Source organism: Rhodoferax sp. RT5P35 (assembly GCF_056521385.1).
This window is the reverse complement of sequence record NZ_JBWMAX010000003.1, coordinates 145,733-160,356: the sequence shown is the minus strand read 5'-3', so window position 1 is coordinate 160,356 and position 14,624 is coordinate 145,733. Positions and strand designations below refer to the sequence as shown.

Sequence of the window (14,624 nt, the reverse complement as noted above, 5' to 3'; positions counted from 1 at the left end):
CGGGGTATCCATCACCATCGCAGGCTTGGTGCCTGGAGAAAAAGACCGCCCGAAGTTCGTGGTGTTCGACGACTGGCATGAAGAAGGTGCGGCTAAATACCGTCCTGGCGTTTGGAGTTTTGGCATCAAGCACGGCAAGGGCGAAGCGCCACCGACGCTAACCCAGCAATGGATATGCAGCCCCTTGCACGTTGACGCCGTGACCACTGACCCCCACGCGGGCAACTATGGACGCCTGCTGCGCATCAAGAGCACCCTGGGCAAGTGGACTACGTGGGCCATGCCGATGATGATGCTGCGCGGCGACTGTTCCGACTTGCGCGGCGAGCTGCTGGGCATGGGGGTGGAGATTGATCCGCACGGGCGCTACCGGCTGGGCGAGTACCTGCAAGACAAGGCACCCAAGCGCCGGATCGAATGTGCGCTGCAGACCGGCTGGGCGGGCACCGATTACAAGGCGTTTGTTTTGCCCGATGCCGTGATCGGCCCTAGAGCGGCGAGCGTGGCCTACCAGTCGGGCGAGCGCGGCAGCGATGAATACGCCACGGCGGGAACGCTGGCAGGCTGGCAGGCGGGTATTGCGGCCATGGCTGCGGGTAATCCGCTGCTGGTGCTGGGTATCTGTGCGGCGTTTGCCGGGCCGGTGCTGGCGCGCTGCGGGCAGGAAAGCGGCGGCATCCACTTCATTGGCGACAGCTCCACCGGCAAGACCACCATCATCGAAGCGGCCTGCAGCGTGTGGGGCAGTGCGGGATTCCGGCGCAGCTGGCGCACCACGGGCAACGGCCTGGAAGGCGCGGCGGCGCTGTTCAACGACTCCCTGTTGGCGCTGGACGAAATCAGCGAGTGTGATCCGCGCCAAGTGGGTGAGGTGGTGTACATGCTGGGCAATGGCCGGGGCAAGCAGCGGGCCAGCCGCACGGGTTCGGCACGGTCGATCACACGATGGCGAAGCAGCGTTCTCTCTACGGGCGAGCGCTCCATTGCCACCACGATGGCCGAGGGCGGGCACCGTATCAAGGCGGGCCAGTCGGTGCGGCTGCTGGACGTGCCCGCTCTGCGTGCCTATGGCGCATGGGACAACCTGCACCAGTCGGGCAGCGGGACGGCGTTTTCTGACGCTATCAAGCGCGCCGCGGTGACCGACTACGGTCACGCCGGACGCGCCTTTCTGGAAAAGCTGACGCGTGACCATGAGGGCAGTTTTAGCGAAGCCTTGGACGCCATTAAGGCATTACCCGAACTGCAAGCGCCTGGCGATGAAGGGCAAGCCAAACGGGCGGCGGCGCGCTTTGCCGTGCTGGCGCTGGCCGGTGAGCTGGCGACGGATTACGGCGTGACCGGCTGGGAGACCGGCGAAGCCATCAAGGCTTCAGCGGTGGGCTTTGCCGCCTGGCAGTCTTTGCGCGGCGCGGGCCGGGGCAATGCAGAGCGCGACCAGATCACGGAACGCATCGTCAGCTTCATTGAACGCCACGGGGACAGCCGTTTCTCGGATGCCGACAGCGACGACGACCAGCGGGCCGCGATGGTGCGGGATCGGGCGGGCTGGTGGCGCACGGGCGACGGTGGGCGCATGTACTTGTTCAACGCCGATGGCTTGCGCGAAGCACTCAAGGGCTTTGACTTTGCGCGGGCGCTGGATGCGCTGCAACACGCCGGGGCTATTGAAGCGCCGGGGGCGGATGGCAAGCGGGCAAAGTTCATGCGTATCCGTGGGGAGGGGATGAAGCTGTACACCGTGCGGCCTGATCGCATCGAAGGCGGTGCGTGATGGCACTGAAAAACCTGATGGAGCGCCTGCATTGCCGGGCGGCTGATACCCCTGATACCTCTGAAAAAAACATGGGGTATCAGCGCAAAGCCAACACCCATGCGGGTTGCACCCCTGATACCCCTGATACCCCGTGTTTTGGTGATACCCCGGAAAATTTACAGATTGGGCCGTTCGATGAAGCAGCAAACGACCCACCACCCGAACCACCGGCAGACCCGAACGCCTGGCGCGAACTGGCAGCTGCCTACCACGCCCACCATTTCCATTGCGCTGTTTGCATCGCGGCAGGGCGTGGGGCGGTGTACGGCATGCGCTGTGGGGTTGGCGTAGCGCTTTGGAATAGATACCAAAGCACTTGAAAAAAGTGAGATACGCACGGCCACCACCAGCCCCTCGACGGCACAAACAAGCGTGCGATGCGGCTTTGAGGGCCTTGAAGGACTACCGGGTTAAACAAACTATTTCGTTTTCTGTGGGAGAAAAATTTATGGGCACAGGCGGCACACGGTGCGGGGCAGGGCGGCCAAGTTATCGGCTCAAGGCAGAGCAAACGCTCAAGATTGATATTCGGCTATGGCGCAAGGGCGGCTACCTGCTGGATGGGCTGGCTTTCACTTGGCAATGGTCGCGTGGTGGTGAAGTCGCGGGCAGTATCGGTGCGAAAGTCAGTAGCGACTCGATTCGGCTGGTCTACTCGACGCAGGGCGCAGACGCATCACAGACTATTTGGACGACCTCTACGCCGTGCCGATATGGTGGCGCTCAAACGTGGTTCCAATGCCCCTGCTGCGGGGGCCGCGCTGCTGTGCTGTTCATGCGCTCGGGGCGGTTTGCTTGCCGTAAGTGTCAGAAAATCAGCTACACCTCGCAGTCAGGCTCAGAAACCAGCCGGGGTTATGCCACTTACCACCGGCTCCATGCACTGATCGAGGCCGGTAAACCGAAGTGGCAACGCTGGGCGACATTCCAGCGGCTTGAAGATCGCTTTGCCCGCGCGGATGAACGGGCAAACCAATCGCTGCTGAAAGTGATAGGGCGGCTTCAAGCTGGCCGATATTGAGCAATGACTGACGACCCACCAGCACCTCGAAGGCAGCGGCTAGCGGAGATGCGGCCTCGCGCGCGCATTTGCATGGCTTGGATGTGCCACACCACCTCGAAGGAAGCGGCAGGCGGTTGGTGTGGCTCTTCCACGGCTATACGGCTTACGCAAACTTACGCACTGTCGCCATGAAAATCACTTGTATTCAGATTCAGGAAGCCTTTGGCCGGGCGGTGTATGGCGAGTCCGTCCGGGCCATTGCGGGCGGCATGGGGGTAACTGAAGGCTGCCTGCGCTTTCATTTTCGCAAGGGGCCATCCCCTAGGCAGGTTCGGCAACTGGCGTTTGACCTATGCCGCATCAAACAGGTCCGGGCAAGCCTTACGCCTGCTGAGAACAAAGCGGTTGACCGGCTGGCGGCAAAAGCACGGGCGACCGCTTGACCGTCACGTTTGTTACCCGGTAATGCTTCCGTGGGTTCGTGAAACAGCGGTTAGCGGGCGAGTTGGTACGAAATGCCCCGGTACGAGGCTGGAGCGCTGATTCAGAAAAACAGGTGCGCAGGGTCAGTGCGCAAAGTCGGTACGCAGCGCAGGGCGGCCCGCGGGCTGGCCACCGTGGTGCAGATAGCCAACAAACCAATTGTTTTTTAAGTGCCCGAATCTGTGAATTGATTGGCCCCTGAGAATTGACTGGAAGGGGGGTATCAATGAGGTCGTGGGGGTACAGACGGGGGTACAAAGTGCCATTGCAAAAAGTGAAACCCAGTATTCATGCGGGTTTCAAGGCATCTTTCGAGCGCCTCCGTCGAAAGCCCTGCAACTGCAAAGTTGCAGGGCTTTTTTGTTGGATTTTTTCCGCAATACCCCAGCGCCAGACCCAAATTCACAAATCGGCGACAGTCCCACCATGAACGTTGTTGTCTGGTTAAAAAAGGATTTGCGAAGTCGTGACCACGCGCCGCTGGCGGCGGCTGCGGCCTTGCCGGGCGCGGCGTTGGCGGTGTTTGTCATCGAGCCTGAGTGGCTGGCCAGTCCCGAGTGCGATGCCCAGCATGTGGCTTTCACTCTGGCCTGCCTGGCCGAGCTGCGTTTGGCATTGGCAGCGCGCGGCTTGCCGCTGCTGGTGCGGGTGGGGCCGGTATTGCAGGTGTTTGCCGCGTTGCAGCGCAACCATGGCTTCCAGCACCTTGTAAGCCATGAAGAAACGGGCTCGGGCTGGACTTACGCCCGCGACCTGGCGGTGGCCGACTGGTGCCGTGCCCACGGCGTGCAGTGGCAGGAATTTGCCCACACCGGGGTCATCCGCCGTTTGCGTTCGCGCAACGGCTGGGCGGCACGCTGGCAGCAGCGCATGGCGGCACCTATGGTTGCGATGCCTGCGGGCTGGGCCGGTGCGCGGGTGGCGATGGCGGATCTTCCTTCGTTGGCCCAGTTGGGTTGCAAGCCCCATGGCCGCCAGGTGCAAGCGGCAGGCGAGGAGGCTGCGCACGCGACTTTGTACAGCTTCTTGCACCAGCGCGGTGGGGGCTACCGGCAGTCGCTGTCCAGCCCCTTGACGGCCGAAGAGGGCTGCAGCCGACTCAGCCCGCACCTGGCCTTTGGCACGCTTTCGGTGCGGCAGGTGTACCAGGCGACCGAGGCGCGGATTGCGCAGATCAAAGCTGAGGGCGACCCCGACGCGCGGCACTGGGTGGCGGCTTTGCGTGGATTTTCCGGACGGCTGCACTGGCACTGCCACTTCATGCAAAAGCTGGAAGATGCGCCGCGCATCGAGTTCCAGAACTTCGCCCGCGTGTGCGATGGCCTGCGCGAAAACGACTTTGACGCGGACCGTTTTGGTGCCTGGTGCGCGGGCCAGACCGGCTACCCCATGGTCGATGCCTGCATGCGCAGCCTGCGCGCCACCGGCTGGCTGAACTTTCGCATGCGCGCCATGTTGGTGTCGTTTGCGTCTTACCACTTGTGGCTGCACTGGCGGGCCACGGGCGTGTTTTTGGCACAGCAGTTTCTGGACTTTGAGCCCGGCATCCACTGGAGCCAGATGCAGATGCAAAGCGGCACCACCGGCATCAATACCTTGCGCATCTATTCGCCCACCAAACAGGCGCAAGACCACGACCCCGCAGGCGTATTCGTCCGCCGCTGGGTGCCCGAGCTGGCGCAGGTGCCCCTGGCACTGCTGGCCACACCCTGGCGCATGGGTGCGGCACAGCAGCGTACCGTGGGCTGTGTGCTGGGCCAGCACTACCCCACACCCATCGTGGACGATGCAGTGGCCGTCAAGGCGGCCAAAGAGCGGCTGTATGGCTTGCGCGGCACGGCAGCATCACGCGCTGAAGCCGATACGATCCAGGACCAGCACGGCTCGCGCAAAGCCGGATTGCCGCGCACGGGCATGGCCCGCACCAAGTCGCCACGCGTGCCGCAGGCTTCGCCGCAGCTGGATTTGTTTGCGGATTGAGTACTTTTTGCTATTTAATTTATAGCTTGCAGTGCAATATTTGTATGGACTAGAGGCCTAAATCAGGCCAAAATTTACGCAAGACCCCCTGTGTGCCCATAGAGCGACTCAGCGGGTGCGGCGTAAGTCTTATCGGCGTTACTTCACCAGTGGCCGCACGGTGGTAAACCCGCCATCCACCGCAATCACCTGCCCCGTAATACGCGCCGCGCCATCGCTTAGCAACCAGGCCATGGCATCGGCCACTTGCACCGCTGTCTGCACCCCACCCAGCGGGTACTGCTTGCCTGCGCCTTCGCGCATCGCGTCCATGCGCAGCATGCCTGCGGTCATGGGGGTGTCGGTCATGCCGGGAGCCACTACGTTGACGCGCAGGCCTAGCGGGGCGTATGTGGCTGCTGCGCTGCGGGCCAGGGCTTCGATGCCGCCTTTGGCGGCGGCGATGGCTTCGTGGTTGGCCACGCCGATGCGCGAGACCACGCTGGATGCCAGCACTGCCGCGCCTTGCAGCTTGGCCACGCGCAGGGCCTCTACCCAGGCTTGCAGCATGAAGAAGGCGCTGTCCAGGTTGATGCGCATCACTTCGCGGTACTGCGCCGCCGTGCTGCGGTGCAGGGGCGCAATCAAGGTGCTGCCGACGCAGTGGGCCAGCAGCGTGGGCGGGCCGCCGAGCTGGGCGATGCAGGCGGCGATGGCCTCTGCTGTGCCCTCAAACGTGGTGGTGTCGGCGGCGATATGGGCATCGGCTGCCAGGTCAGCCAGTGCGGCGGCATCGCGGCCTACGGCGGCTACGCGGTGGCCTGCCTGGCGTAACTGGGCGACGACTTCACGGCCTATGCCACCGCGTGCGCCGGTCACCAGGGCGATCTGAGGAGATGTCGTTGTCATGGGGTTCACTTTCTGGGGAGAGGTCAAATAGCGGACCGGCAGACAGGCCTGCCAGTCCGGGGAGGTCGTGCAACTCGGAGACACCGCGCGTCGTGCGGGTCCACCACTGCGAGAACGACGTGCAGGGGCGGGCGACTTCAGCAAACAGCATGGGCGCGGGCTGGACCTGGGCGACGGCGCTCAGGTCCATGTGCGGGTCGGCTACGGTGCGTACCGACCGCGCACCGCGCAGCGCCTGTTGCAGCGTGGCGGTGTCGGCGTGCCAGCGGGCGATGGTGAGCTCGGCCATGCGGGCTTCTACAAAGCGCCAGCGCTTATCGCTCCAGGGCCAGACGCTATGGAATTCTTCAAGATAGATGCCGATGCACAGCGTATTGGCGGGCAGTTCCGGCGGCAGGCGCAGCGCCCAGGGATGCACCAGCCACACGTCGCGGTCAGCGACCAGCGCGGCATCCGGCGCGGTGGCGTTGGGCGGGGTGGGGGACACGGCGGGCTCGTCCACGCCTTCGGCTGCGGGCCGCCCGGCCAAAGCTTTTGGGCTGCGGGCGATGGCATCCAGCGCGGCGTAGGACGTGTCGATCACGCTGTCGGGGCTGTGCCAGTCGGGCGGGGCGTATTTGGCGACGTTTTCGGCGTTGAACAGGTAGGGCTTGGTGCTGCCGGTGCCGGCCACCCATTGCCAGCTCAGGTGGTTGCTGGCCAGATCACCGTCGAGCAGGTGGGCGATCATCCAGTCGGCCCCGGCGCGCCAATGCACTTTGCGGATGTGCACCACGTAGCTGGCCAGCCACATGCGGGCGTGGTTGTGCAGGTAGCCGGTGGCGTAGAGCGTGCGCACGGCGGTGTCGATGGCGGGGATGCCGGTGCGTGCCTGGCGGATGTCGGCGGGTAACTCGGGTGCATAGGCGATCTTGGGCAGCAGCCCCTCGTGCAGCGACTGCAAGATGCCATTGCCCAGGTGCTGCCACACGTGGCGAAAATATTCGCGCCAGCCCAGTTCGAAGACAAACTTGTGCCCTACGTCCAACCGGTGCCGCGCCGTCACGCCCGCTAGCACCTCGGGCAGGGTGACGAGCCCATGCGTGATGTACGGCGACAGGCCGGTGACGGCACCTTCGATGGCGTTGCGGCTGCGCGCGTAGTCGGCGGGGCGCACGGCGGTAATGTGGGCCTGGGCAGCGGCCAGGGTGGGCTCGAAGCTCATGCGCTGGCCCCCACCGCACCGCTGCGAATGGCGGCGGCGCGCTCGGCCACGGCCTGCTTTTGTGCGTCGCTCAGGCGGGCCAGGTTGCGCACTTGCAGCGCCATGCGCGGGTTGGCGGTGAGCATCTTTTCGTGCCGGGCCAAAAAGTCCCAGTACAGCGTGGTGAAGGGGCAGGCGCGGTCGCCTTCGCGCTGGGCGGGGTCGTAGCGGCAGCCCGCGCAATGCTGCTTGCTGCCCATGCGCTCGATGTACTTGCCCGTGGCGATGTAGGGTTTGCTGGCCATCAGGCCACCGTCGGCGTACATGGCCATGCCCAGGGTGTTAGGCAGTTCCACCCATTCCACCGCGTCCACGTAGACCGATAAATACCAGGCGTGCACCTGCTGCGGCTGCACGCCCAGCAGCAGGGCGAACAGGCCGGTGACCATCAGGCGCTGGATGTGGTGGCTGTAGCCGTGGGCCAGGGTTTGTTCGATGGCATCGCGCAGACAGGCCATGTCGGTCTGGCCGGTCCAGTACCAGGCGGGCAGGGGCTCCTGGGCGTTGAGTGCGTTGCGGTCGGCGTAGCCGGGCATTTGCGTCCAGTAGATGCCGCGCACGTATTCGCGCCAGCCCAGAATCTGGCGGATGAAGCCTTCCACACAGGCCAGCGGCGCGGCACCCACCTGGTAGGCGGCCTCGGCGGCGGCCACCACCTCGCGGGGGTTGAGCAGCTTGAGGTTCAGCGCCGCCGCCAGGTGCGAGTGGTACAGCCAGGCCTCGCCCGGCCACAGGGCATCCTGGTAGCGGCCAAACAGCGGCAGGCGCTCGGCGATGAACGCATCCAATGATTGCAAAGCCTGCGCGCGGGTGACGGGCCAGGCAAAGCTGTCCAAGGTGCCGGGGTGGCTGGCAAAGCGGGTGTTGACCAGGTCTATCACCGCTTGCGTGGTGGCATCGGGCGCGAAGGTGGTGCGGGCGGGCACGCTGCCGGGGCCGGTTTTGCCAAAGGCTTCTCGGTTCTCGGCATCGAAGTTCCACTGGCCACCGGCGGGCTGGTCGCCCTCCATCAGCACGCCGTGGCGGCGGCGCATTTCGCGGTAGAAATACTCCATGCGCAGCGACTTGCGGTCTTTGGCGTGCTCGGCAAACTGGCGCACCGTCGCAAAAAAGTGGCGGTCTTCGCGCACGTCCAGCGGCACACCTGTCTGCTTGGCCACGGCCTGGATCGATTGGTACACACGAAAATCGCCTGCACCGCTTATCACGCATGCGCTAGGAGCTAGCTTTTTTATAGCAAACTCTAATTCGGCTGCCAGGCTGCCCCGGTTGTCGGCCTGGTCTAGCCGGGTGTAGTGCAAGGGGTGGCCTGCGTCCTGCAGGCCTTTGGCAAACTGGCGCATGGCCGCTAAAAACAGGGCGATGCGCTGCTTGCTGGACCAGATGTGGGTGGATTCTTCGGCCACTTCGGCCATCCACACCGCATCTTGCGTGGCATCAAAACCGTCAAAGGCGCTGGACGCCAGGTCGAGCTGGTCGCCCAGCACAATGACCAAGTTTCTAAGCATTTTTGTTCTTTCTGCAGGCATCCGAGCAGTACTTCACCTCGGCCCAGTTTTTGGCCCAGCTTTTACGCCACACCATATCGCGCCCACAAGCCGCGCAGGGCTTGGCGGGCAGCGACTGTTTGTTGCCCTTGAAGCTTTGGAGCTTCATCCCTTCTTGGCCCAGGCGCTGCACCAGCCTTTGGCAGCGACCACTTTGCCTGCGAAGAGCGGGCAGGCACCGGCAGCGTCTGCCGGTTTGCCTTGGTACAGCGCGCAGCTACCGCACATCTGGGCTGCGGCGTGGTTGGGGTACTTTTTGGCATCCACCTTGGTGGTGTCGGCGGCGTAGCCCAGAGCTGCTGCCTGGGGGTCTTTTTCATCGACCTTGGCCTGGGCGTGTACGCTGGTGCTGAGGGTGGAAAGGGCTGCACTGGTGGCCGCAAGGGACATCAGGAAAACGCGTCGTGGGTGGGTCATTTTGGGTATCTCCTGCCGATGGTCCTGAAGGGGACTACCGGCGGACTGCCTCCGTCAAAAGCAACGGTGGCCGGAGCATACGCAACACCTGCGTGCGCCGCTTTGATCAAAATCAATACGCAGCGGTTTAGTCTGATACTACTCAGTCACGTTCTCAGCCATCTTGTGAGCTTCGGTGTGCCCAGCCGGTGGTGTGCTTCTCAATGAAGCTGAACAGCTCGTACATCACCATGGCCATGGCCCCCACGACCATCAGCCCGGCAAAGGCCAGGCCCATCTGCATGCTGGACCCAGCCGAGATCAGCAGGTAGCCAATGCCCTCGTTGGCGGCGGTCATTTCCGACACGGTGGTGCCCACAAACGCCAGGGTGATGGCCACCTTGAGCGAACCAAAAAAGTAGGGCATGGAGCGCGGCAGACCCACCTTGGTGAGCACGTCCCAGCGTCTGGCCCCCAGCACGCGCAGCACGTCTTCCAGCTCGGGCTCCAGCGTGGCCAGGCCGGTGGCGATGTTGACCATGATGGGGAAGAAGCTGATCAGGAAGGCCGTGAGGATGGCCGGGCCGGTGCCAATGCCAAACCACACCACCAAAATCGGCACAAACGCGGCCTTGGGCAGGGCATTGAAAGCCGTCATCAGCGGGTAGATGGCGGCATAGGCCAGCCGCGAGCTGCCCACCACAAAGCCCAGCAGCACGCCCACCACCATCGCCAGCCCAAAGCCCGCCATCGTCACCCAGTAGGTGCGCCAGGCGTGGGCGGCGATAGGGCCTTTGAATTCGACCAACTGCGTCCAGATGCGCCAGGGGCTGGGGAAGATGAATTCGGACACGTTGAAGGCGCTGCAAATACCCTGCCATAGCAACACGATGGCCACCAGCAGCACCCAGGGCGACCAGCGTTCCAGGGTTTTGGGGTTCATGGCGTGGCCTTTCGGAAGTTGCCGATGTGGCCGCGCAGGGCGTGCACTATGTCGCTGAATTCTGGGGTGTAGGTCAGCTCCAGGTCCCGCGGGCGGGGCAGGGTAATGTGCTGTTTGTGCATGAAGCGGCCCGGGCTCTTGCCCATCACGTACACCGTATCGGCCAGAAACACGCTCTCGCGCAGGTCGTGCGTGACCAAGATCACGTTGAAGCGCTGCTCGGTCCACAGGTCGCGCAGGATGCACCACAGCTCTTCGCGGGTGAAGGCATCCAGCGCACCAAAGGGCTCGTCGAGCAGCAGCATCTTGGGCTCGTGGATCAGGGCGCGGCAAATGCTGGCGCGCTGCTGCATGCCGCCCGAAAGCTGCCAGGGGAATTTGTCTTCATAGCCGCCCAGCCCGACCTTCTGCAGCAACTGCCGGGCGCGCTCCACGTATTCCTTGCGCTTAGTCTTGAAATGGCTGCGGTAGGGCTCCACGATTTCCAGCGGCAGCAGCACGTTGTCTACCGTGGTGCGCCAGGGCAGCAGCGATGGCGCCTGGAAGGCCATGCCGGATATTTTGAGCGGCCCGGTCACCGGCTGGCCGTCGATGCGGATGCTGCCCCGTGACGGCATCTTCAGCCCGGTGGCCAGTTTCATGAAGGTGGACTTGCCGCAGCCCGACGGCCCGACGATGGCGATGAATTCGCCCTGCTGCACCTGCAGGTCGATCGCCTCTACCGCAAACTGGTTTTGCGCCAGCAATGTGTCGTTGTAGGCCAGCCAGACATCCGAAAAGTCTACAAAAGGTGGTGTGTTCACAAATTTATAAGAAATAGTCCGCTAGCGCATATTCGGTCTACGCTAGTAGCTATAAAAAACATAGTATTCACTTTTTGACTGGCAACACGTTCAATTCGGCCGCACTGGGCAAAAAGCTGCCGTTCCACACTGCGTCGGGGTTGACCCGCGTTTTGGTGGCAAATGCGTCCGATACCTGCGAGGCCATCAGTGAAAGGCGCGGTGGCGTGGTCTGGCCAAAGCCCTCGGCGCGGGCGTTGGGGGTGTTGATGGCGGTGTCGATAGCCATGTTCAGGCGGCGCAGCTCCAGGGCGGTGTTGATGATGCCGTCGCGGGCCTTGACGTCTTCGATGGCGGCGGCAGGCCGGGCGATGACTTCTTTCATGCCCTTGGCGAAAGCCTGCAAGAAGGCTTTGACAGCGGCCGGGTTCTCCTTGATGAGCTTGGGCGAGGCGATGATGGCGTTGCCGTACAGCTTCACGCCAAACTGCGGGTAGGGCAGCACCAGCACGTCGGCGGCCGGGGTGCCGCGCGCTTCCAGGTTCAACAGCGAGGTGAAGGTGAAGCCGGTGATGGCATCCACGTCGCCGCGCACCAGCATGGTTTCGCGCAGCGGCGGGTCCATGCTGGTCCACTGCACGCCGGTGATGCCGTTGGCCTTGGCAAAGATGGGAAAGGCGCGGCGGCCCGCGTCGAACACCGGGGCACCAAGCTTTTTGCCGCTGAGGTCGGCGGGGGTTTTGATGCCGGATTTCTTCAGCACCATCACCGAGGCCGGGGTGTCGGCGTAGACCACCATCACCGCCACCGGTTTGTTGGGCGCGTCGGGGTTGTTGGCGTGGAATTCCATCAGCGCGGCCAAATCTGCAAAGCCCATGTCGTAGGCTCCCGATGCCACCCGCGTGACCGCGCCGCCCGAGCCGTTGCCCGCATCGATGGCCACGTCCAGCTTGGCATCCTTGAAATAGCCGCGGGCCGCCGGGGTAAGAAACAGCGCTGCCGGGCCTTCAAAACGCCAATCGAGCTGGAACTTGATGGGGGTTGTCTGTGCGAAGGCGGGGGCAGCCAGCAGCAGGGCGGCGCTGGCGATAGTGGTGTGCAGAAAGCTGCGCTTTTTCATCGGGACTCCAAAGGGGTATTTAGACGTTACAGCAATTACGGTGCCACCAAAACAAAAAAGCGCACTGTAGAAGTGCGCTTTTGGGGGAGGCGGCGTTGCTTATTTGCGGAAAGTTACCGCGTTGGCCACGGCCAAAGCCGTCATGTTGACGACCCGGCGCACGGTGGCGGACGGGGTCAGGATGTGCGCCGAAGCGGCAGCGCCCAGCAGAATGGGGCCGACCGTCACGCCGTTGCCGCCAGTGACCTTGAGCACGTTGAACAAGATGTTGGCGGCATCTAGGTTGGGGCAGACCAGCAGGTTGGCTTCGCCGTGCAAACTGGTTTCCGCATCCAGCAGCGCGGCTTCGCGCATGGGCTGCGACAGGGCCGCATCGCCTTGCAGCTCGCCATCGGATTCGATGTCCGGAGCCATCGCCTTGAACAGTTCGTGGGCGGCGCGCATTTTGCGGGCCGAGGGGCGGTCGGACGAGCCGTAATTGGAATGCGATAAAAACGCCACCTTGGGCGGCAGGCCAAAGCGTGCCACTTCGTCGGCAGCCATCATGGCGATGCTGGCAAGCTGCTCGGCGGTGGGGTCTTCGTTGACAAATGCATCGGTGATGAACAGGGTGTGCTTTTCCAGCATCAGCGCGTTCAGGGCCGCAAAACCAGAGGCACCTTTCTTCAGGCCGATTATGTCGTTGATATGCTGTAAATGCCCTTCGTAGCGGCCCAGCAGGCCACACAGCATGGCATCGGCATCGCCCAGGCGCACCATCAGTGCGGCAATGGTGGTGTTGGAGCGGCGCACGGCGGCTTTGGCCACATCTTGCGACACGCCGCGGCGGCCCATCAGGCGGTGGTAGGTTTCCCAGTACTGGCGGAAGCGGGCGTCGTCCTCGGGATTCACCACTTCTACATCGGTACCCACGCGAATGCGCAGACCGGCTTTGAGAATGCGCGCCTCGATGACGGCGGGGCGGCCAATCAAGATGGGGTGGGCCAGGTTTTCGTCTACCGCGAGCTGGGCGGCGCGCAGCACGCGCTCGTCTTCCCCTTCGGCATAGGCCACGCGCTTGGCGTTGGCGGGAACGGCCTTGGCGGCGCTGAACACCGGGCGCATGAACATGCCGGTTTGGTAAACAAAGCGCATCAGGCTTTGGCGGTAGGCCTCGTAGTCCTTGATCGGGCGGGTGGCTACGCCGGATTCTTCGGCGGCCTTGGCCACAGCGGGGGCGATGCGCAGAATCAGGCGCGAGTCAAACGGCGTGGGGATCAGGTATTCGCTGCCAAACACCAGTTCTTTGCCCGAGTAGGCTGCCGCTACTTCTTCGCTGATGTCGGCCTTGGCCAGGTCGGCGATCTGGCGCACGCAGGCCAGCTTCATGGCTTCGGTGATCTTGGTCGCACCGCAGTCGAGTGCACCGCGGAAGATGTACGGGAAGCACAGCACGTTGTTGACCTGGTTCGGGTAGTCCGAGCGGCCGGTGGCAATGATGCAATCGGGGCGCACGGCCTTGGCCAGCTCAGGGCGGATTTCAGGCTCGGGGTTGGCCAGCGCCAGGATGATGGGTTGGGCGGCCATGGTCTTGACCATCTCGGCGGTCAGTACACCCGCGGCGGAGCAACCCAAAAACACGTCGGCGTTGTTCACAGCGTCGGCCAATGTGCGGGCCGAGGTGTCTTGGGCATAGCGCTCTTTGGACGCGTCAAAACCGCCGGGGCGGCCCTGGTAGATGATGCCCTTGGAGTCGCAGGCGAAGATGTTCTTGCGCTGCACGCCCAGGCCGACCATCACGTCAAGGCAGGCGATGGCTGCGGCTCCGGCACCGGATACGGCGACCTTCACATCTTCGATCTTCTTGCCCACCAGCTCCAGGCCGTTGAGCAGCGCGGCCGACGAGATGATGGCCGTGCCGTGCTGGTCGTCGTGGAACACCGGGATGTTCATCCGCTCGCGCAGCTTTTGCTCGATGTAGAAGCACTCGGGGGCTTTGATGTCTTCCAGGTTCACACCGCCCAGCGTGGGTTCCATGGCGGCAATGATGTCCACCAGCTTGTCGGGGTCGTTTTCGGCCAACTCGATGTCGAACACGTCGATACCGGCGAATTTCTTGAACAAACAGCCCTTGCCTTCCATCACCGGCTTGGAGGCCAGCGGGCCGATATTGCCCAGGCCCAGCACCGCCGTGCCGTTGGTGATCACGCCGACCAGGTTGCCGCGCGAGGTGTATTCCGCTGCCAGGGACGGGTCGCGCTGGATGTCCAGGCAGGGGTAGGCTACGCCAGGCGAGTAGGCCAGCGACAGGTCGCGCTGGTTGGACAGCGGCTTGGTCGCGTTGACTGAGATTTTTCCTTTGGTGGGAGTGCAGTGGTATTCGCGGGCTGCGTCGCGCAGCGCCATTTCTGCCGGGGAAATGTCTTTGGCCATTTTGCTCAGTG

14 protein-coding genes are annotated in these 14,624 nt (G+C 63.4%); 5 read left to right on the top strand and 9 right to left on the bottom strand.

What is annotated here, in order from left to right; translation table 11 throughout:
• The first annotated feature begins 28 nt into the window (after window positions 1-28).
• From AC097L_RS05110 to AC097L_RS05090, 5 genes are all read left to right on the top strand, one after another.
• Window positions 29-1,774 (top strand): DUF927 domain-containing protein, encoded by a 1,746-nt coding sequence (locus AC097L_RS05110; protein WP_479585091.1) that lies wholly within the window; start codon window positions 29-31, stop codon window positions 1,772-1,774.
• A complete protein-coding gene (locus AC097L_RS05105) occupies window positions 1,774-2,136 on the top strand; it encodes a hypothetical protein (protein ID WP_479585090.1) in 363 nt (120 codons plus the stop codon). Before AC097L_RS05110 ends, AC097L_RS05105 begins: the two co-directional genes overlap by 1 nt.
• A 74-nt stretch (window positions 2,137-2,210) precedes the next feature.
• On the top strand, window positions 2,211-2,837 hold the full coding sequence (locus AC097L_RS05100; protein ID WP_479585089.1) for a hypothetical protein: 627 nt from the start codon (window positions 2,211-2,213) through the stop codon (window positions 2,835-2,837).
• Window positions 2,838-3,007: 170 nt separating this feature from the next.
• Window positions 3,008-3,262 carry a hypothetical protein gene (locus AC097L_RS05095; RefSeq protein ID WP_479585088.1) on the top strand — a complete coding sequence of 85 codons (255 nt, stop codon included), beginning with the start codon at window positions 3,008-3,010 and terminating at the stop codon, window positions 3,260-3,262.
• A 466-nt stretch (window positions 3,263-3,728) separates the two neighbouring features.
• Window positions 3,729-5,282, top strand: a complete 1,554-nt coding sequence (locus AC097L_RS05090; RefSeq protein ID WP_479585087.1) for a cryptochrome/deoxyribodipyrimidine photo-lyase family protein — start codon at window positions 3,729-3,731, stop codon at window positions 5,280-5,282.
• 138 nt (window positions 5,283-5,420) lie between these two features.
• Here the strand turns inward: AC097L_RS05090 and AC097L_RS05085 are convergent, their stop codons facing one another.
• The 9 genes from AC097L_RS05085 to AC097L_RS05045 form a co-directional block, all read right to left on the bottom strand.
• Window positions 5,421-6,170 carry an SDR family NAD(P)-dependent oxidoreductase gene (locus AC097L_RS05085; RefSeq protein WP_479585086.1) on the bottom strand — a complete coding sequence of 250 codons (750 nt, stop codon included), beginning with the start codon at window positions 6,168-6,170 and terminating at the stop codon, window positions 5,421-5,423.
• The gene (locus AC097L_RS05080; protein ID WP_479585085.1) at window positions 6,109-7,374 is read right to left on the bottom strand and encodes an FAD-binding domain-containing protein; all 1,266 of its coding nucleotides are present in this window, start codon (window positions 7,372-7,374) and stop codon (window positions 6,109-6,111) included. The genes AC097L_RS05085 and AC097L_RS05080 overlap by 62 nt, the downstream gene beginning before the upstream one ends.
• Window positions 7,371-8,921 (bottom strand): cryptochrome/photolyase family protein, encoded by a 1,551-nt coding sequence (locus AC097L_RS05075; RefSeq protein ID WP_479585084.1) that lies wholly within the window; start codon window positions 8,919-8,921, stop codon window positions 7,371-7,373. Before AC097L_RS05075 ends, AC097L_RS05080 begins: the two co-directional genes overlap by 4 nt.
• Window positions 8,914-9,069, bottom strand: coding sequence for a DUF2256 domain-containing protein (locus tag AC097L_RS05070; RefSeq protein WP_479585083.1), 156 nt, complete (start codon window positions 9,067-9,069; stop codon window positions 8,914-8,916). The genes AC097L_RS05075 and AC097L_RS05070 overlap by 8 nt, the downstream gene beginning before the upstream one ends.
• Window positions 9,066-9,377 carry a high-potential iron-sulfur protein gene (locus AC097L_RS05065; RefSeq protein WP_479585082.1) on the bottom strand — a complete coding sequence of 104 codons (312 nt, stop codon included), beginning with the start codon at window positions 9,375-9,377 and terminating at the stop codon, window positions 9,066-9,068. The genes AC097L_RS05070 and AC097L_RS05065 overlap by 4 nt, the downstream gene beginning before the upstream one ends.
• A gap of 154 nt (window positions 9,378-9,531) precedes the next feature.
• Window positions 9,532-10,299 carry an ABC transporter permease gene (locus AC097L_RS05060; RefSeq protein WP_479585081.1) on the bottom strand — a complete coding sequence of 256 codons (768 nt, stop codon included), beginning with the start codon at window positions 10,297-10,299 and terminating at the stop codon, window positions 9,532-9,534.
• Window positions 10,296-11,102: an ABC transporter ATP-binding protein gene (locus AC097L_RS05055; protein WP_479585080.1), complete on the bottom strand. Its 807-nt coding sequence runs from the start codon at window positions 11,100-11,102 to the stop codon at window positions 10,296-10,298. Before AC097L_RS05055 ends, AC097L_RS05060 begins: the two co-directional genes overlap by 4 nt.
• Window positions 11,103-11,169: 67 nt before the next feature.
• Window positions 11,170-12,201, bottom strand: a complete 1,032-nt coding sequence (locus AC097L_RS05050) for an ABC transporter substrate-binding protein (RefSeq protein WP_479585079.1) — start codon at window positions 12,199-12,201, stop codon at window positions 11,170-11,172.
• Between the two features lie 99 nt (window positions 12,202-12,300).
• A complete protein-coding gene (locus AC097L_RS05045; protein WP_479585078.1) occupies window positions 12,301-14,613 on the bottom strand; it encodes an NADP-dependent malic enzyme in 2,313 nt (770 codons plus the stop codon).
• Window positions 14,614-14,624: the final 11 nt, after the last annotated feature.

Bases quoted from the DNA above. Each gene is read 5' to 3' on its own strand.
- AC097L_RS05105 (WP_479585090.1), top strand. From the start codon at position 1,774: ATGGCACTGAAAAACCTGATGGAGCGCCTGCATTGCCGGGCGGCTGAT.
- AC097L_RS05095 (WP_479585088.1), top strand. From the start codon at position 3,008: ATGAAAATCACTTGTATTCAGATTCAGGAAGCCTTTGGCCGGGCGGTG.
- AC097L_RS05090 (WP_479585087.1), top strand. From the start codon at position 3,729: ATGAACGTTGTTGTCTGGTTAAAAAAGGATTTGCGAAGTCGTGACCAC.
- AC097L_RS05085 (WP_479585086.1), bottom strand. From the start codon at position 6,170: ATGACAACGACATCTCCTCAGATCGCCCTGGTGACCGGCGCACGCGGT.
- AC097L_RS05080 (WP_479585085.1), bottom strand. From the start codon at position 7,374: ATGAGCTTCGAGCCCACCCTGGCCGCTGCCCAGGCCCACATTACCGCC.
- AC097L_RS05075 (WP_479585084.1), bottom strand. From the start codon at position 8,921: ATGCTTAGAAACTTGGTCATTGTGCTGGGCGACCAGCTCGACCTGGCG.
- AC097L_RS05070 (WP_479585083.1), bottom strand. From the start codon at position 9,069: ATGAAGCTCCAAAGCTTCAAGGGCAACAAACAGTCGCTGCCCGCCAAG.
- AC097L_RS05065 (WP_479585082.1), bottom strand. From the start codon at position 9,377: ATGACCCACCCACGACGCGTTTTCCTGATGTCCCTTGCGGCCACCAGT.
- AC097L_RS05060 (WP_479585081.1), bottom strand. From the start codon at position 10,299: ATGAACCCCAAAACCCTGGAACGCTGGTCGCCCTGGGTGCTGCTGGTG.
- AC097L_RS05050 (WP_479585079.1), bottom strand. From the start codon at position 12,201: ATGAAAAAGCGCAGCTTTCTGCACACCACTATCGCCAGCGCCGCCCTG.
- AC097L_RS05045 (WP_479585078.1), bottom strand. From the start codon at position 14,613: ATGGCCAAAGACATTTCCCCGGCAGAAATGGCGCTGCGCGACGCAGCC.